Below are 16567 nucleotides of genomic sequence, written 5' to 3'. Positions count from 1 at the left end.
GGGGCTCAGTCGGATGCGGAGTCCGACGCGTCGGTCCCGACCTCCGGCACCGCACACACGCCGTCGACGCAGACCGCCGCGTCGTCGTCGCCGATCATCTCGAAGGGCACCACCGGGTCAGACACGATCGGGCTCCTCGGCGCGGACCTTGTCGAGGGCCTGCGCGAAGGTTTCCGGCGCCTGGGCTCCGGAGATGCCGTACTTGCCGTTGATCACGAAGAAGGGAACCCCGCTGATCCCGTATGCACGGGCTTGATCGATGTCGGCTTCGACGGCCGCGGCGTACTCGCCCGACTCGAGCGCGGCCAGCACGGCGTCGCGATCGAGACCGACATCGGCCGCCAGATCGGCGAGTTCGTCGGCGCGGCCGACGTGGCGCCCCTGCTCGAAGTACGCCTGGAACAGACGCTCGGCCAGATCCGCCTGTCGGCCATGCGCTTTCGCGAAGTGCAGGGCCTCATGCGCTTTCAGGGTCTTGGTGTGCTGCAGCCGGTCGAAGTCGTAGTCGAGACCGACCTCGGCGGCGATCCCGCGGACCTGGTCGAGCATCCCCCGGACCTGATCGGCCGGCATGCCCTTGTGCCGGACGAGGAAGTCGACCTCTGAACCGTCGAAGTCGACCGGCGTATCCGGTGCGAGCTCGAAGCTGTGGTAGGTCACCTCGACGTCGTCGCGTCCGTCGAACTCGGCGAGGCCCGCCTCGAACTTGCGTTTGCCGATGTAGCACCAGGGGCAGGCGATGTCGGACCAGATGTCGACGGTGATGGGAGCGCTCATTGCCCTCTCAACACCTCGCGGATCGAGAACGTTCCCGGGAGTGCGTCAGACCCGATCAGCCGCCCCAGGCGCGTCGAGCAGGTCGTCGAGATGCGTTCGCGACCAGTCGCACAGGCCGTGGACCGTCGAGACGAGGTCGCGGCCGGCGTCCGTCAGGGTGTAGTCCACCCGCGGATTCGCGCTGCGATGGTCGTGCCGATGGATCAGGCCGTGCGCCTCGAGATCGCGCAGCGTCTGGGTGAGCACCTTGTCGCTGATCGTCCCGATCGATCGCTTCAACTCACGAAACCGGCGGGGTCGCTGCCGGATCTCCTCGAGGACGGTCAGACCCCATTTCGTCGACACGACGGTGAACACCGACCGCGCGAGGTGCCGGGCGCGCTCTTCGGCCTCGGACGACGGCGCGGCGTCCCCGCTCACCTCGAAGTGCGTACTGCCGCTCATCCGCCTGCGCTCCTAGCGTGGGGTCGATGCGAGTGCTGAAGACCTACGCCAGGATATTCGTCGCCGACCTCGACGAGTCGCTTCCGCTGTACGAGACGATCGTCGGTGCATCGGCCGATCTCCGATTCGCTTTCGAGAGGGCCGAACTCGCCGCCGTCGGCGACTTCCTCCTCATCGCGGGAGCCGACGACGACGTCGAGGCCTACCGGTCGACCGTCGGACCGGTCATCGTCGACGATCTCGACGCCTTGATCTCGCAGGTCAGCGGCGGAGCCGCCGCCGAGGTCATCGGCGAATCCGAGAGCGCGACTGGACGATTCGCCTACCTTCGCCATCCCGACGGTGCGGTCCTCGAGTATGTCCAGTGGTCGCAGGAAGTCGCCGAAGCCGTGCTCGGAACGCCGAAGGCCGGCCACCCGCTTGGGTGACCGGCCTTCGGTTGGTGCTGCGTGAGTGGACGCAGGGATCTGATCAGGAGATCAGAAGCCCATCCCGCCCATCTCGTCGCCACCCGGCATGGCCGGTGCGGCGTTCTTCTCGGGCTTGTCGGCGACGACGGCCTCGGTGGTGAGGAACAGAGCCGCGATCGAGGCTGCGTTCTGCAGCGCCGAGCGGGTGACCTTCACCGGGTCGTTGATGCCGGCCTTGAGCAGGTCCTCGTACACACCGGTGGCGGCGTTGAGGCCGGTGCCGGTGGGCGAGTTGAGGACCTTGTCGGCGACGACGCCCGGCTCGAGGCCGGCGTTGATCGCGATCTGCTTGGCCGGAGCCGACAGGGCGACCTTGACGATGTTGGCGCCGGTGGCCTCGTCACCCTCGAGCGAGAGTGCGTCGATGGCCGGCTCCGACTGCAGCAGGGCCACGCCACCGCCGGCGACGATGCCCTCTTCGACGGCAGCCTTCGCGTTGCGGACGGCGTCCTCGATGCGGTGCTTGCGCTCCTTGAGCTCGACCTCGGTGGCCGCGCCCGCCTTGATGACCGCAACACCGCCGGCCAGCTTGGCCAGACGCTCCTGCAGCTTCTCACGGTCGTAGTCGGAGTCGCTGTTCTCGATCTCGCCGCGGATCTGGGCGACACGACCGGCGATGGCGTCGGGATCGCCCGCGCCCTCGACGATGGTGGTCTCGTCCTTGGTCACGACGACCTTGCGAGCGGTACCGAGCAGCTCGATGCCCGCGCCCTCGAGCGAGAGGCCGACCTCTTCGCTGATGACCTCGCCACCGGTGAGGATGGCGATGTCGGCCAGCATGGCCTTGCGGCGGTCACCGAAGCCCGGGGCCTTGACGGCGACGGACTTGAAGGTGCCCTTGAGCTTGTTGACGACGAGGGTCGAGAGAGCTTCGCCCTCGACGTCCTCGGCGATGATCAGCAGCGGCTTGCCGGCCTGGATGACCTTCTCCAGCAGCGGCAGCAGGTCCTTGATGGTCGAGACCTTGCCCGAGACCAGCAGGATGTACGGGTCGTCGAGGACGGCTTCCTGGCGGTCGGCGTCGGTGACGAAGTAACCCGAGATGTAGCCCTTGTCGAAGCGCATGCCCTCGGTGAGCTCGAGCTGCAGGCCGAAGGTGTTGGACTCCTCGACCGTGATGACGCCTTCCTTGCCGACCTTGTCCATCGCCTCGGCGATGAGCTCGCCGATCGAGGCGTCGCCGGCCGAGATACCGGCGGTGGCAGCGATCTGCTCCTTGGTCTCGACCTCCTTGGCGCTCTTCAGCAGCGACTCGGTGACGGCCTCGACGGCCTTCTCGATGCCGCGCTTCAGACCCAGCGGGTTGGCGCCGGCGGCGACGTTGCGCAGACCCTCACGGACGAGAGCCTGGGCGAGAACGGTGGCGGTGGTGGTGCCGTCGCCCGCGACATCGTCGGTCTTCTTGGCGACTTCCTTGACCAGCTCGGCGCCGATCTTCTCGTACGGGTCCTCCAGCTCGATCTCCTTGGCGATGGACACACCATCGTTGGTGATCGTGGGGGCGCCCCACTTCTTCTCCAGGACGACGTTGCGACCCTTGGGTCCCAACGTCACCTTGACGGCGTCGGCAAGGCTGTTGAGGCCCCGCTCGAGGCCGCGACGGGCCTCTTCGTCGAACGCAATTTGCTTGGCCATGGGTAAGTGATCCTCCGAAGGGGGTGACACTAGGTTCGTATGGCCGGAACTCGGTGCCCGCGACGGACGACCGGTGTGTCATTCGGTACCGGCCTCACCGTCCCGACCTGGCACTCACAGCTCGCGAGTGCCAACCTCGTTTTTAGCACTCGACCAGTGCGAGTGCAAGGCTGGATCAGGTGTCCCGGTCGGCTGCGTGGTCGGCCGCCGCGACGCTGACTACGTTGAGGACATGTCACTCGCCTCCAGGGAGTTCAGGTTCGGGGTCAACATGCTCGCGGCCGACACCGCGTCGTCGTGGCAGACGCGTGCCCGATCGGTCGAGGAACTCGGCTACGACGTCCTGCTCGTCCCCGACCACCTGGGCATCCCGAGCCCGTGGCCGGCACTGGCCGTCGCGGCCACCGCGACGCAACGCCTGCGCGTCGGCCCGTTCGTCCTCAACGCCGCGTTCACCAACCCCGCGCTGCTCGCCCGGGACGCCGCCACCGTCGACCGGTTGTCCGACGGCCGCGTGGAACTCGGACTGGGCACCGGCTACGCCCGGGAGGAGTTCGACGCAGCGGGGATCGAATACCGGTCCGCGGGCCGGCGCGTCGATCACCTGTCGGCGACCGCCGCCCGCGTGACAGAGCTGCTCGCCGACGAGGATCATCAGCCCCGACCCGTGCAGCCGAGAATTCCGCTCCTGCTCGCCGGCAACGGCGACCGCGTGCTGACGATGGCCGCCGAACACGCCGACATCGTCGGGTTCACCGCGGCCCGAACGGGACCCGACGGCGATCTGGAACCGCTGTCCGCCGGCGATTTCGACGAACGGGTGGGCTTCGCACGCGCCGCGGCCGGGGACCGCGCCGTCGAGGTGGAGTGGAACCTCCTGCTACAGATCGTCACCGTGACCGATGATCCGACGGCGGTGGCCGACGAGCTCATCGCGAATCACGAACTGTCGATGAGCGCTCAGGAGTTCCTGGGCCTGCCGTCGGTGCTCATCGGATCGGTCTCCGACATCGCCGCCCGCCTCGTCGACCTCCGGGAGCGGACCGGGATCAGCTATCTCACCGTGCTCGAACCCGCGCTCGAGGGTTTCGCCCCGGTGATCGCGGAGCTGCACGCCGTCGACGCCGGAGGGCGGTGAGGCGGTCACGGTCATTCGCACCCCCGACGACCGACGTCCCGCAAGCCGCCGGTCGACTAGGGTCTACAACCGTGGAATTCCTGCTGATCATCATCGTGGCGCTGCTGGCGATCATCGCGGTGGTCGTCATCTTCAACTTCCTGGGCAATCGGCGGGCCCGGCAGGCCGAGCAGGACGCCCTGCGTGAGCGGACCTATCGCCCCGGCGATCCTTTCTCGTCTGCTGACGACGACTCCGTCTACGGCGACCCCCGCGATCTCAAACCCGGCGACCTCGTCGAACTGCGCGGTCAGACCTACGCGGTCCGGGGCACCCTGCGCCTGACGCAGGACGGCTACACCTGGACCGAGAACTTCCTCGACACCGGTGTCGGGTCCAAGGCCTGGGTCTCGGTCGAGGACGATCCCGACCTCGAGGTCGTGCTGTGGCACGAGGTACCCGGTGCCGCCGTCACCCCCGGCCCCGACACCGTGGAGCTCGAGGGGCGTCGATACCAGTCGGAGGAGGCGGGCTCGGCGCGTTTCACCTCCGCGGGGACCACCGGCGTCGCGACCTCGGGCCGGATGGCCTATCACGACTACCAGGCCGGCGACGACCGTCTGTCCTTCGAGGACTACGGCAGCGGCTGGGAATGCGCCCGCGGCGAACTGTTGTCCCGCGCGGACTACCGCATCTACCCCACCAACCCGGCTCCGGAAACACCCTGACGGCGGCCCCGACGCCCGCCCATCCACACGACGCCCTGAGCACGGAGACCCCACACCGCATGACCGAGAATTCCGAACATCCCGGCGACCCCGCCGCGCAACTCGCGGTGGCCTACGCCGACACCAGCGCGAGCCAGCTCGGCTTCTCGCTGAGCGCACCCTTGCAGGAGCCCCTGGCACAAGAGGATCGCGAGATCGACGGCATCAGGGTGTCGGTGCGGCTGCTCGGCGCGAGCCATCAGGTACTCGTCGAGGACGGGGTGCAGCGGATCTGCGAGACCGTCGCCTGCCTGCCGGAGGTGACCTCGGCACTGCCGGAGAGTTTCCAGGAGAGCGGTTACTACTTCAGTTCCCGTGTCGAACATGTCAATCCCGACCAGCTCGCCGCACTCGTCGAACAGCTGAGCGTTCGCGTCACCGAACAGCTGGCCACCGGACATCCGTGCGTGATGGGTCGCTTCCCGGGGGAGCCGCACGCCGTCACCGCGATCGTGTCGGAGTCCACCGATGACTCCATCAGCTGGCGCACCTGGCACACCTATCCCGAGGCCGCCGAGGTCGTGATCACCTCCAGCAGGATCGACCGCGGTCCGGTGGCCCGCCCATGACCGGGCAACCACCGCCCGGCGGCCCACCGGACCCGCGCCGCCGTCTGAACAAGACCCGCAACATCATCATCGGCGTGATCGTCGTGCTCACCATCTTCGCGCTGATCGGTGCTTGCACCGCGCGAGTTGCCCGTGGCGGCGGCATCGGGGGGTCGGCGCGCGACTACATCACGCAGAACTACGAGCGCGACACCTCCCTCGACGAGGGCGACGTCGACGCCTATGTCGCCAACGGGACCCCGGAGCAGGTGGCGGCCGAGATCCGCGACGCCGAACGTCCCAGCGACCAGCGGAGCGGCGCCACCGGCACGGGCAACATCGCCGGCACGCAGTTCCTCCAATACCCCGACTACCTCGTCGGCCTGTTCCCGCTGGCGGCCGGCGCCACCCGGGTGATGCTCAGCCGGGATTACCGGTCGGGGTATCACCACTACCACCCCTACGTCGGCGCGTTCTGGGTCCCGACCCCCCGCTACGCGGGTAGCGGCAGCGGAAACCGCGGCGGCGGGAGCGGTGGTGGCGGTAAATGATCGTCGTCCGTCCGGCACGTGCCATCGAATTCGTCCGACCAATCAACGGAGAAGACCATGCTCGCTGATATCGCTGAGAACGCCTACGCTGCAGGCGCTTACGCCGGTGTCGGCGTGATCCTGATGATCATCTCGTTCGGCATCCTCGACCTGCTCACGCCCGGGAAGCTCCGTTCGCAGCTGTGGACGGACCGCAACCGCAACGCCGGCATCCTGGTGGGTTCCAACATGCTCGCCGTCGCCGTGATCGTCACCGCCGCCATCGTCGCGAGCGAGGGACGACTGCTCGAGGGGCTCACCTACACCGCGGTGTACTCGGCGATCGGCCTGGTCGTGATGGCGGTGACCTTCCTCGTCATCGACCTGCTGACCCCCGGCAATCTCGGCGAGTTGCTGGTCCACCCGGAGAGCCACCCGGCGGTGTGGGTGCAGGGCGTCGCACACATCGGGGTGTCGATCATCGTGGCCGCCTCCATCCTGTGACCGGGTTCCCGCACTCCCCCGCTTGTCCGTGACCGGTCACGACTCCGCTGCCGCCGACGCCGAACCGGTGACGACCGAACCCGTTCCGGACGCGCTGGCGATGCGACCGCGATTCGCCCGCGCCGGACTGCTGGCCGTCGTCTTCGTCTGCGCCGCCTGCGGGTTGGTGTACGAGCTCGCGCTGGTCTCGCTCGGCTCGTTCCTGATCGGCAACACCGCGACGCAGGCGTCGATCGTCCTCGCGGTCATGGTCTTCGCGATGGGCATCGGGTCACTCGCCGCGAAACCGCTCCAGCCACAATCGGTCACGGCCTTCGCGGTCATCGAACTGCTGCTCGCCCTCATCGGCGGACTGTCGGTGATGGCGCTCTACGCGGCGTTCGCCTACCTGGAGTTGTACACGCCCGCCCTCGTCCTGGTGGCCTTCGTGCTCGGCATCCTGATCGGTGCCGAGATCCCGCTGCTGATGGTTCTGCTGCAACGGATTCGACGCCAGGAGGCGGGTTCGGCGGTCGCCGACATGTTCGCGGTCGACTACATCGGCGCCCTCATCGGCGGCCTGTGCTTCCCGTTCCTGTTGCTGCCGTTCTTCGGCCAATTGCGGGGTGCTCTGGTGGTCGGGCTGGTCAACGCCGCGGCCGGCTGCTTCCTCGTCTTCGTCATCTTCCGCAAGTCGTTGTCGCGCACCCAGATGGGTGTCCTCTCCGCGTCGGCCATCGCCGTCGTCGCCGTCCTGATCGCCGGCATGCTGCTGTCCGGCCGCTTCGAGATCACCGCACGCCAAGCGCTGTACCGCGATCCCATCGTCGCCGCCGAACGTAGTGCGTACCAGGACATCGTCATCACCGAGAACCGTTTCGGCGCAACGGCCGACACCCGCCTGTACCTGAACGGCGACCTGCAGTTCTCCTCGGTCGACGAGCATCGCTACCACGAGACGCTGGTGCATCCGGCGATGTCCGGGAACCACGACTCCGTGCTGATCCTCGGCGGCGGTGACGGACTCGCGCTCCGCGAGGTGCTCACCTACCCCGACGCCCGCGACGTCACGCTCGTCGAACTCGACCCGGAGATGATCCGACTCGCCCGGACCGACGAGCGTCTCACCACCTTGAACCGGGGATCGATGACCGACCCCCGAGCCGAGGTGATCGCCGCCGACGCCTTCTCCTGGCTGCGCGGCACCGACCGCCGGTTCGACGTCATCATCGTCGACATGCCCGACCCCGACGACTCGGCCACCGCGAAGCTGTACTCCACCGAGTTCTACGCGATGGTCCGGGCGCATCTCGCCGAGGCGGGCCGCACCGTGGTCCAGGCCGGGTCCCCGTACTTCGCGCCGAAGTCGTTCTGGTGCGTGGCCTCGACCATGCGCGCGGCCGGACTGGACCCGACCCCGTACCACGTCGACGTACCGGCCTTCGGCGACTGGGGATTCCACCTGGCCGGCGCCGGGGGCAGGGTGACCCCGACCGTGGCGGCACCCGGACCCCTCCGGTTCCTCAGTCCTGAACAGTTGGCAGCAGCAACGGTTTTCCCACTGGATCGGCAGCGACTGGATCTGCCGCCGTCGACCCTCATGGACCCGCGTATTCTCCGGTACGCACAGGGCGAGTGGGCGACCTACTGACGCCGGAACGTCTCCACGCGCAGATACTCCAGGTGATCCCACAGGTCGCGCTCACGATCGGGGTCACGACTGTCCGCGGATGACTCCGACACCCGTCCGCGATCGATGTAGGCACCGGTGTCCGCCTGCGGTACAACGAGAATCGTTTCGGCGAGGCGTCGACCGGCCGTCGGCACCCGATCGAACGGGCCGACCAGGGTCAGACCCGGCAGGACCCATCTGTTCGCGAGACGCTGCGGTGCGCTCGCCGCCCGGGCCAGGTCCGTACCGGGCACGTAACCCGGTACGAGACGATCTCGACGCCGTCGGGGAGCCGGCGTGCCCACTCGTGGACGAGATGGATGGCCGCCAGTTTGCTGGTCGAGTACGCGGTGCGGCCGGCGGCCGGACTCGAACGCCCGAACGCACCCGGGCGGGACATGCGTGCCGGGCTCGTCCACCGCGGCGCGGGTACCATCCCGAGGTTGTGCCGGAGATCGCCGAAGTGCGTGTCGCTCACCGTGATGGTGATCCGGGAGCCACGGGTCAGATGTCGGACGAGCTCACCGATCAGCAGGTGGTTCGCGAGTACGTTGACCGCGAAGGTCGCCTCCAGTCCGTCGGCGGTGACGTGCTCGTCGTCGAGGTACTGGATGCCCGCGTTGCCCGCCAGCCCGCGCAGCGGCGGCAACGTCGCGTCGTCGAGCATCTGCCGGATCTCCGCCGCCGCCCTCATCGTCCCGGCGGTGTCGGCGAGATCGGTGTCGACGGCGATGACGCGCCCGGCGCCCTCGCCGAAGCCGTCGACGAATCCCGCGGGTCCGCCGCCGCGAGCGAGTACCACGAGATGACATGACCGGTCCGTCGACACGATGGACCGGGCGGCGACCAGACCGAGCCCGCGGGTGGCTCCCGTCATGACCAGCGTCCAGTCCGGATTCGGGGTGAGTGGTCGAGTCATAGCGGCTCCCGCCGTTTGAGTTGACGTTGTCAACACAAGAAGACGCCATTCGGTTGACGATGTCAACTGTAGGGTCGGGTGATGACCACGAGAGCGGAGAGCGCGGCACACACCAGGCAGGCACTACTGGCCGCGGCGTCGGCACTTCTCGACCACGGCGGGCCGGAGGCGGTGACCCTACGCGAAGTCGGCAGTGGCGCCGGGGTTTCCCGCTCGGCCGCCTACCGCCACTTCATCGGGAAAGAGGAGTTGCTGGCGGCCCTCGCCACCGACGCATGGGCGGTCGTCGCGGACGGTCTCGACGCCATCGCCGCCGACCCGAAACCGTCGCCCGAGGATGCCGTCCGATCGGCCCTGCACGCGCTGTCCGACCTCGGCGTGCACCGGCCACACCTGTACCGGCTCATGTTCGCAACCCCGGCAGGCGCGCCGGCGATCCCCGCAGCGGCACGCGCTCAGGACGGCCTGGTGTCCCTCGTGAGTCGCATCGTCGGTGCCGATGCCGCGCGACACCACGCAGCGCTGCTCTTCGCGGCGGCCCACGGCCTCACCGACCTCGACACCCACGGCCATCTGCCGCCCGACAAGTGGCACGCCGACCGGCACACCCTCATCGACCTCGCCGTGTCGTCGTTGCCGCACACCACGGACGCCGATCGGGGCATCGATGTCTAGCGGCGTGACCATCGCTCTCGTTCTCCTCGGCGTGCTCGCGTGCGTCGGCGCAGTCGCGCTGATCCGCACCCGTCGCGTCGTGCGGACCCCGGCCGAGCGGGCAGTTCATCTGGCCCTGCACACCGCTTCGCTCGCCGCCCGCTCACTGCGCACCGGACTGTCGGCGGAGTCGGCTCGCGAAGCACTGCCGCACCTGCACACCCTGACCGGCGCCGAAGCGGTCGCACTGTACGACGGCGAACCGAGCCGCCTGGCCCACGAGCCGGACGGCGAGGCCATCTGGGACGTCGAGATGCTCGGTCACGCCGACCGTGCGGCGTCGTCCGCGCTGGGTGACCTCCGGCGCGTCCTGCTCACCGACCCCAGCGGCGCCGAGTCGCCCGTGCGCGCGCTGGTGGCCCAGCCGCTCCTCGCCGACGACGTCGGAGTCGGGGTCCTCGTGGTCGCCACCACGCGACGCCCCGGACCCGGGATGCTCGGCGCCATCGCCGAAGTCGCGCGGTACGCGTCGAGCCAGATCGAACTCGCCGACCTCGACGCCTCTCGCGCACGGCTCAACCGCGCCGAGGTCCTCGCCCTGCGCGCGCAGATCAGTCCGCACTTCATCTACAACGCGCTCAACACCATCGCCTCGTTCGTGCGGACCGACCCCGACCGGGCGCGCGATCTCGTCCTCGACTTCGCCGACTTCACCCGATACTCCTTCCGGGCCGCCGGCGAATACACCGTGCTTGCCGACGAGCTGCGGAACATCGACCGCTACCTCACCCTCGAACGAGCCCGCTTCGGCAATGCCCTGGACGTCAAACTGCATGTCGCACCGGAGGTCCTGAACGTCGTCGTGCCGTTCCTCGCCTTGCAGCCGCTCGTCGAGAACGCCGTCCGGCACGGTCTCGCGTCAAAGGGCGGCGGCACGATCACCATCGTCGCGGCCGACGAGGGCACCGACTGTGTCATCACGGTCGAGGACGACGGCGTGGGCATGGAACCGGAGCTCCTGCGCAGCGGCGCTCTCGACGCCCTCGACCACAGCGAGGGTGCCCACGTGGGCCTGACCAACGTCGACCACCGGCTCCGCGCCGCGTTCGGCAACGACTACGGCCTCGTCGTCGAGACGGCTGTCGGCGCCGGCACCAAGGTGGGGATGCGTGTCCCGAAGTTCCGTGCGGGCATCCGGGCATGAAACGCAACGCCCGAGTTCCGGCGGTGCCCGAACTCCAGGGCGGTAAACTGCGGGCTGTCGTCGAGGCGGGAGGTGTTCCATGACCGCACTGGTGGTACTCGCGGTCGACGACGAACCACCCGCTCTCGACGAGCTCGGCTACCTGTTGAACCGGCAGGACGACGTCGCCGAGGTCCGCTCCGCGTCCGACGCCACCGGCGCCCTCCGCGAACTCAACGAGCACCGCATCGACGCGATCTTCCTCGACATCAACATGCCCGGCCTGTCGGGACTCGAACTCGCCGGCGTCCTCGCGAAATACGCCTCGCCCCCGGCGATCGTGTTCGTCACGGCCCACGACGACCGGGCCGTCGACGCCTTCGAGGTCGGAGCCGTCGACTACCTGCTCAAACCCCTACGCGAACAACGTCTCACCCAGGCGGTCGACCGGGTCCGCGCGAGCCTCGACAGTCGGGAGCGTGCACCCGAGCCCGCGCAACCGACCGTTCGTCCGGAGCGCCGCGCCGCGCCGGACGAGGTCATCCCGGTGGAGATGAGCGGCGTGACCTCGCTCGTCCGGCGCGATTCGATCTCCTGGGTCGAGGCCGTCGGCGACTACGCCCGACTGCACGCCGACTCGGGCGCACATCTCGTCCGCATCCCGTTGTCGACGCTCGAATCCCGCTGGCAGGACACCGGATTCGCTCGGGTGCACCGGTCCTACCTCGTCGCGCTGCCGATGGTCACCGGATTGCGGACGGTCGGCGGCGGCACGGTGGTGTGTGTCCGCGCGAACGGCGCATCCGAGGCCGTCGAGCTGCCCGTGAGCCGCCGACAGGTCCGCGAACTCAAGGACCGCCTCATCCGGGACCCGCTGCGTCAGTATCGTTCCCCCACCGCACGGGACGATGGCTGAGCACCCGCCCCAGCGCGAACGGGTGGTGCTCGCCTCCCGCCGCGGGGCGCGAATGGTCCGCACCCGCGTCGAGGTCCAGGAACAGACCGAGGTCGGCGACGCGCTCGTCCGCGGCCTCATGCGCGCCCAACTCGGTCTCGGCCTGCGGCTCGGGGGCGCCCTGCTCGCCGTTGCCGCCGCCATACCCGTTGCCGCCTGGGTGTTTCCGGGCATCGCCGACGCCGGCGTCTTCGGGATTCGACTCATCTGGCTGATGCTGGGAGTACTCGCCTTCCCACTCCTGTATCTGACCGGACGGCTCTACGTCCACCTCGCCGAGCAGGCCGAACGCGACTTCATGGGCCTCGTGGATGACGATCTGTCCGACGCACCCGAACCGGGCCCGCCGTGACGACCGACGTCCACGCCCTCACCGCGATCGGCCTGTTCGCCGCCGCCATCGCCACAATCGCGGTCGGCGCGTGGGGCGGCCGTTTCTCACGGACCACGTCGGACTTCCTGGTGGCGTCGCGGAGCGTCGGCTCACGCTGGAACGCCGCCGCGGTGTCCGGTGAATACCTCTCGGCAGCATCGTTTCTCGGCGTGGCGGGCCTCATCGCGAAGTACGGCGCCGACGCACTCTGGTACCCCGTCGGGTTCACCGCCGGCTACCTGGGCCTGTTGCTGTTCGTCGCCGCGCCCCTGCGTCGTTCCGGGGCCTACACGGTGCCCGACTTCGCCGAGTTCCGCCTCGCCTCGCCGGCGGCACGGAAGACCGCGATGCTCGTCGTGGTCGTCGTCTGCGTGCTGTACCTCATCCCGCAGTTCCAGGGCGCGGGACTCACCCTCAACATCCTTCTCGGCGCACCGGTGTGGGCCGGCGTGGTCGGCGTCGGACTGATCGTGATCGTGAACGTGGTGGGCGGCGGCATGCGATCGATCACCTTCGTGCAGGCCTTCCAGTACTGGCTCAAGCTGACCGCGATCGCGGTCCCCGCGCTCGTCCTGATCGGCGTCTTCGCCCAGGACCCCACTCCCGTCGGCGAACCCGCGCCGCCGCGCATCACCACCGCGACGACCGTCGACGTGACCACCGACGTCTCGGTCACCGTCGCCGAGACCACCGGCGTACGGGTCACCGGGACGCTCGACGGGGTCGTCGTCGACGACGCGCCGGTGGACACCACCGGACCCCACGTCATCTCCGCGGGCTCGACGATCTTCCTCGACGCCGGTGCGGCCACCCCGGTCGTCGCGGGCGCGCCGGCACAAAACGCGGACTGGATCGCGCCCGGTGGGGGCTTCGGCGGCAGTCACCCGCTGTACCAGGTGCTGTCGCTCATCATCGCGACGTTCCTCGGCGTGATGGGTCTGCCCCACGTGCTGGTGCGCTTCTACACCAACCCTGACGGGCGATCGGCGCGGCGAACCGCGCTGGCGGTCATCGCACTGCTCTCGTTGTTCTACCTCTTCCCCATCCTGCTGGGGATGTTCGCACGGCTCTACGTCCCCGAACTGCTGATCACCGGCACCGCCGACGCCGCGGTCCTGTTGCTGCCGAGCGCGGCGGTCGGCGGGATCGCCGGTCAGATCCTGGCCGCGCTCGTCGCCGCCGGGGCGATCGCCGCCTTCCTCGCCACGTCGTCGGGGCTGCTGGTGTCGGTCGCCGGGGCGCTCGCCACCGACCTGCTGCGCGGCCGGGTGCGCGACTTCCGGGTGGCCGCGGTCATCGGCGGACTGATCCCGATCGGTTTGTCGCTGGCCGCCGCGTCCCTGGAGCTGTCCCGGACCGTCGGGTTGGTGTTCGCCGTCGCCGCGTCGACGCTGTGCCCGCTGCTGGTCCTCGGGATCTGGTGGCGCGGACTCACGGCCGTCGGCGCGATCGCCGGACTCGTCGTCGGCGGCGCGTCGTCGGGGTCGGCGACGATGCTGGCGATCGCCGGGGTCGTCGACGACGACGTGCTGGGCGGGTGGCTTGCGGTCGTGATCGGCTACCCGGCCGCCGTGACGGTCCCACTCGCGTTCGGCACGATGGTGCTGGTCAGCAAGGCAACCCGGGGACGGGTACCCGTCGACCTCGCACGGACCTTTGCCCGGATGCACGTCCCGGAGCGCGTCGGGATGGGGCTCGATCGCACCCCGGGACGGGCCCCGGACGAGCGGACGACCTGACCGTTCGGACAGGTGACCGTTCGCCGTTCGTCGGATCTCACCGACCGTCCGGCGCACGGACGGCGGGTTTCAGCGTGTGACCCAGGCCACCCGATTGTCTGTGATCTGCACCTCATTCAGGCTGAGTTCCGTAGAGCCATCACACATGTGGCCACGTCACCCTGGGAGGAAACGTGTCGACCGTCGACCAACCACCACCGGCGCCACACGCGCCGACCGGCGAAGAGTTCATCGAGATGCAGGCCAGTCCGGAGTTCCAGGAGCTGCGGCGGACGCTGCGGAAGTTCGTCTTCCCGCTGACCGCGTTCTTCCTGATCTGGTACGCCCTCTACGTGCTGCTCGGCGCCTTCGCCCATGACTTCATGGCGACCCAGGTCTGGGGCAACATCAACCTCGGCCTGATGCTCGGTCTGTTGCAGTTCGTCAGCACCTTCGTCATCACCGGCATGTACGTACGCTTCGCCAATCGCAATCTCGATCCGAAGGCCGAGGCGATCCGCAACGAGATGGAAGGCGGGCCCGCACTGTGAACACCACTGCCGTACCCACCACCGACGTGACCGTCCTGGCGGCGACCGTCGGCAGCCCGGCCGCCAACATCGCCATCTTCGCCGCGTTCGTCGCGGTCACGATGTTCGTGGTCATCAAGGCCAGCAAGAACAACAACACCGCCGCCGACTTCTTCACCGGCGGCCGCGGCTTCTCCGGACCGCAGAACGGCGTCGCCATCGCCGGCGACTACCTGTCGGCGGCCAGCTTCCTCGGTATCGCGGGCGCCATCGCGGTCTACGGCTACGACGGCTTCCTCTACTCCATCGGGTTCCTCGTCGCGTGGCTGGTCGCGCTGCTGCTCGTGGCGGAACTGCTGCGCAACACCGGCAAGTTCACGATGGCGGACGTCCTCAGCTTCCGCCTCAAGCAACGCCCGGTGCGTCTGGCCGCGGCGATCTCCACCCTCGCGGTGTCGCTGTTCTACCTGCTCGCCCAGATGGCCGGCGCCGGCGGCCTGGTCGCGTTGCTCCTCGACATCGAGGGGCGCCTCGGCCAGTCCATCGTCATCGCCGTCGTCGGTGCGCTGATGATCGTCTACGTGCTCATCGGCGGCATGAAGGGCACCACCTGGGTGCAGATCATCAAGGCCGTCCTGCTCATCGCGGGTGCCGGCATCATGACCGTCATCGTGCTGGCCAAGTTCGGCATGAACCTGTCGTCGATCCTCGGTGCGGCACAGGACGCGGTGACCGACTCGACCAGCGAAAAGGTCGCCGCGCGTGACGTTCTCGCTCCCGGTGCCCAGTATGGCGGGTCCCTGACGAGCCAGATCAACTTCATCTCGCTCGCCATCGCGCTCGTCCTCGGCACCGCGGGCCTCCCGCACGTGCTGATGCGGTTCTACACCGTGCCGACCGCGAAAGAGGCTCGCAAGTCGGTGGTCTGGGCCATCGCCCTCATCGGCGCCTTCTACCTGTTCACCCTGGTTCTCGGTTACGGAGCGGCCGCCCTGGTCGGACCGGACAAGATCCTCGACGCCGCCGGCGGACAGAACTCGGCCGCACCGTTGCTCGCGTTCGAACTCGGTGGCGTGGTCCTGCTGGGCATCATCTCGGCGGTCGCCTTCGCGACGATCCTCGCCGTGGTCGCCGGCCTCGCCATCACCGCGTCGGCGTCGTTCGCCCACGACATCTACGCCTCGGTGATCAAGCGCAACAAGGCAAGTGAGGACGACCAGGTCCGCGTCTCGCGATACACCGTCGTGGTCCTCGGCATCGTCAGCATCGTCCTCGGCATCCTCGCCAACGGCCAGAACATCGCCTTCCTGGTGGCGCTGGCCTTCGCGATCGCCGCGGCCGCGAACCTGCCGACGATCGTCTACTCGCTCTACTGGAAGCGGTTCAACACCCGCGGCGCCCTGTGGAGCATGTACGGCGGCCTGATCTCCACGATCGTCCTGATCGTCTTCTCCCCCGCCGTCTCCGGGTCGTCGACCGCCATGATCTCCGGCGCCGACTTCGCCTGGTTCCCGCTGGCCAACCCGGGCATCATCTCGATCCCGCTGGCCTTCGTCCTCGGCATCGTCGGCACGCTGACCAGCCCGTCGGACAACGGCACCCCGGAACGCAACGCCGAGATGGAGGTTCGCTCCCTCACCGGCATCGGCGCCGAGAAGGCCGTGCAGCACTAGCCAACTCGCGCTCGACCCGCAACGACAGACGCACCACCGATCTTCGGTGGTGCGTCTGTCGTCGGTGTGGGATTCCTCCCCGCGGCGCAGTTTCCGTCGTGCTTATAGGATCCAATAAG

General features: G+C 68.7%; 18 protein-coding genes. 14 read left to right on the top strand and 4 right to left on the bottom strand.

The annotated features are described in order from the left end of the window. Positions 1 to 117: 117 nt before the first annotated feature. Together MVF96_RS03380 and MVF96_RS03375 are read right to left on the bottom strand one after the other, a co-directional pair. The gene (locus tag MVF96_RS03380; protein WP_058251316.1) at positions 118 to 777 is read right to left on the bottom strand and encodes a DsbA family oxidoreductase; all 660 of its coding nucleotides are present in this window, start codon (positions 775 to 777) and stop codon (positions 118 to 120) included. Positions 778 to 822: 45 nt separating this feature from the next. Beyond that, positions 823 to 1221, bottom strand: a complete 399-nt coding sequence (locus MVF96_RS03375) for a winged helix-turn-helix transcriptional regulator (RefSeq protein ID WP_078111721.1) — start codon at positions 1219 to 1221, stop codon at positions 823 to 825. 26 nt (positions 1222 to 1247) lie between these two features. Here MVF96_RS03375 and MVF96_RS03370 point away from each other — a divergent pair, with 26 nt between their 5' ends. After that, complete coding sequence (locus tag MVF96_RS03370) at positions 1248 to 1649, top strand: VOC family protein (RefSeq protein ID WP_078111722.1); 402 nt, start codon at positions 1248 to 1250, stop codon at positions 1647 to 1649. A gap of 51 nt (positions 1650 to 1700) precedes the next feature. On the opposite strand, the gene groL is transcribed toward MVF96_RS03370, so the two are convergent. Beyond that, positions 1701 to 3326, bottom strand: coding sequence for a chaperonin GroEL (groL, locus tag MVF96_RS03365; RefSeq protein WP_058251318.1), 1626 nt, complete (start codon positions 3324 to 3326; stop codon positions 1701 to 1703). Positions 3327 to 3558: 232 nt separating this feature from the next. Here groL and MVF96_RS03360 point away from each other — a divergent pair, with 232 nt between their 5' ends. From MVF96_RS03360 to MVF96_RS03335, 6 genes are all read left to right on the top strand, one after another. Next, a complete protein-coding gene (locus tag MVF96_RS03360; RefSeq protein WP_058251426.1) occupies positions 3559 to 4464 on the top strand; it encodes a TIGR03621 family F420-dependent LLM class oxidoreductase in 906 nt (301 codons plus the stop codon). Between the two features lie 71 nt (positions 4465 to 4535). Next, positions 4536 to 5171, top strand: coding sequence for a DUF4178 domain-containing protein (locus MVF96_RS03355; RefSeq protein WP_058251319.1), 636 nt, complete (start codon positions 4536 to 4538; stop codon positions 5169 to 5171). Between the two features lie 59 nt (positions 5172 to 5230). Further along, complete coding sequence (locus MVF96_RS03350; RefSeq protein ID WP_058251320.1) at positions 5231 to 5779, top strand: DUF2617 family protein; 549 nt, start codon at positions 5231 to 5233, stop codon at positions 5777 to 5779. Further along, complete coding sequence (locus tag MVF96_RS03345; protein ID WP_058251321.1) at positions 5776 to 6309, top strand: DUF4247 domain-containing protein; 534 nt, start codon at positions 5776 to 5778, stop codon at positions 6307 to 6309. Before MVF96_RS03350 ends, MVF96_RS03345 begins: the two co-directional genes overlap by 4 nt. A gap of 57 nt (positions 6310 to 6366) precedes the next feature. Further along, the gene (locus tag MVF96_RS03340) at positions 6367 to 6792 is read left to right on the top strand and encodes a DUF350 domain-containing protein (protein ID WP_058251322.1); all 426 of its coding nucleotides are present in this window, start codon (positions 6367 to 6369) and stop codon (positions 6790 to 6792) included. Between the two features lie 100 nt (positions 6793 to 6892). After that, positions 6893 to 8422 (top strand): polyamine aminopropyltransferase, encoded by a 1530-nt coding sequence (locus tag MVF96_RS03335; RefSeq protein WP_165630923.1) that lies wholly within the window; start codon positions 6893 to 6895, stop codon positions 8420 to 8422. A gap of 199 nt (positions 8423 to 8621) precedes the next feature. On the opposite strand, the gene MVF96_RS03330 is transcribed toward MVF96_RS03335, so the two are convergent. Beyond that, positions 8622 to 9362: an SDR family NAD(P)-dependent oxidoreductase gene (locus tag MVF96_RS03330; RefSeq protein WP_247451216.1), complete on the bottom strand. Its 741-nt coding sequence runs from the start codon at positions 9360 to 9362 to the stop codon at positions 8622 to 8624. An 81-nt stretch (positions 9363 to 9443) separates the two neighbouring features. Between MVF96_RS03330 and MVF96_RS03325 the strand changes: the two genes are divergently transcribed. From MVF96_RS03325 to MVF96_RS03295, 7 genes are all read left to right on the top strand, one after another. Further along, positions 9444 to 10037: a TetR/AcrR family transcriptional regulator gene (locus tag MVF96_RS03325; protein ID WP_058251324.1), complete on the top strand. Its 594-nt coding sequence runs from the start codon at positions 9444 to 9446 to the stop codon at positions 10035 to 10037. After that, positions 10030 to 11220, top strand: coding sequence for a sensor histidine kinase (locus MVF96_RS03320; protein WP_078111723.1), 1191 nt, complete (start codon positions 10030 to 10032; stop codon positions 11218 to 11220). Before MVF96_RS03325 ends, MVF96_RS03320 begins: the two co-directional genes overlap by 8 nt. Before the next feature lie 79 nt (positions 11221 to 11299). Further along, on the top strand, positions 11300 to 12115 hold the full coding sequence (locus tag MVF96_RS03315) for a LytR/AlgR family response regulator transcription factor (protein ID WP_247451214.1): 816 nt from the start codon (positions 11300 to 11302) through the stop codon (positions 12113 to 12115). After that, a complete protein-coding gene (locus tag MVF96_RS03310; RefSeq protein WP_247451212.1) occupies positions 12108 to 12506 on the top strand; it encodes a hypothetical protein in 399 nt (132 codons plus the stop codon). Before MVF96_RS03315 ends, MVF96_RS03310 begins: the two co-directional genes overlap by 8 nt. Continuing rightward, positions 12503 to 14266, top strand: a complete 1764-nt coding sequence (locus tag MVF96_RS03305) for a sodium/solute symporter (RefSeq protein WP_247451209.1) — start codon at positions 12503 to 12505, stop codon at positions 14264 to 14266. Before MVF96_RS03310 ends, MVF96_RS03305 begins: the two co-directional genes overlap by 4 nt. A 173-nt stretch (positions 14267 to 14439) precedes the next feature. Next, positions 14440 to 14796, top strand: coding sequence for a DUF485 domain-containing protein (locus MVF96_RS03300; RefSeq protein WP_247451207.1), 357 nt, complete (start codon positions 14440 to 14442; stop codon positions 14794 to 14796). 26 nt (positions 14797 to 14822) lie between these two features. Beyond that, a complete protein-coding gene (locus tag MVF96_RS03295; protein ID WP_065630162.1) occupies positions 14823 to 16448 on the top strand; it encodes a solute symporter family protein in 1626 nt (541 codons plus the stop codon). The last annotated feature ends 119 nt before the right edge of the window (positions 16449 to 16567 follow it).

This window comes from Gordonia hongkongensis (assembly GCF_023078355.1).
Lineage (GTDB): Bacteria > Actinomycetota > Actinomycetes > Mycobacteriales > Mycobacteriaceae > Gordonia > Gordonia hongkongensis.
This window is presented reverse-complemented; position numbering and strand designations above follow the sequence as displayed.

Bases quoted from the DNA above. Each gene is read 5' to 3' on its own strand.
- MVF96_RS03345 (WP_058251321.1), top strand. From the start codon at position 5,776: ATGACCGGGCAACCACCGCCCGGCGGCCCACCGGACCCGCGCCGCCGT.
- groL (WP_058251318.1), bottom strand. From the start codon at position 3,326: ATGGCCAAGCAAATTGCGTTCGACGAAGAGGCCCGTCGCGGCCTCGAG.
- MVF96_RS03325 (WP_058251324.1), top strand. From the start codon at position 9,444: ATGACCACGAGAGCGGAGAGCGCGGCACACACCAGGCAGGCACTACTG.
- MVF96_RS03310 (WP_247451212.1), top strand. From the start codon at position 12,108: ATGGCTGAGCACCCGCCCCAGCGCGAACGGGTGGTGCTCGCCTCCCGC.
- MVF96_RS03350 (WP_058251320.1), top strand. From the start codon at position 5,231: ATGACCGAGAATTCCGAACATCCCGGCGACCCCGCCGCGCAACTCGCG.
- MVF96_RS03340 (WP_058251322.1), top strand. From the start codon at position 6,367: ATGCTCGCTGATATCGCTGAGAACGCCTACGCTGCAGGCGCTTACGCC.
- MVF96_RS03370 (WP_078111722.1), top strand. From the start codon at position 1,248: ATGCGAGTGCTGAAGACCTACGCCAGGATATTCGTCGCCGACCTCGAC.
- MVF96_RS03315 (WP_247451214.1), top strand. From the start codon at position 11,300: ATGACCGCACTGGTGGTACTCGCGGTCGACGACGAACCACCCGCTCTC.
- MVF96_RS03330 (WP_247451216.1), bottom strand. From the start codon at position 9,362: ATGACTCGACCACTCACCCCGAATCCGGACTGGACGCTGGTCATGACG.
- MVF96_RS03335 (WP_165630923.1), top strand. From the start codon at position 6,893: ATGCGACCGCGATTCGCCCGCGCCGGACTGCTGGCCGTCGTCTTCGTC.
- MVF96_RS03360 (WP_058251426.1), top strand. From the start codon at position 3,559: ATGTCACTCGCCTCCAGGGAGTTCAGGTTCGGGGTCAACATGCTCGCG.
- MVF96_RS03320 (WP_078111723.1), top strand. From the start codon at position 10,030: ATGTCTAGCGGCGTGACCATCGCTCTCGTTCTCCTCGGCGTGCTCGCG.
- MVF96_RS03380 (WP_058251316.1), bottom strand. From the start codon at position 777: ATGAGCGCTCCCATCACCGTCGACATCTGGTCCGACATCGCCTGCCCC.
- MVF96_RS03375 (WP_078111721.1), bottom strand. From the start codon at position 1,221: ATGAGCGGCAGTACGCACTTCGAGGTGAGCGGGGACGCCGCGCCGTCG.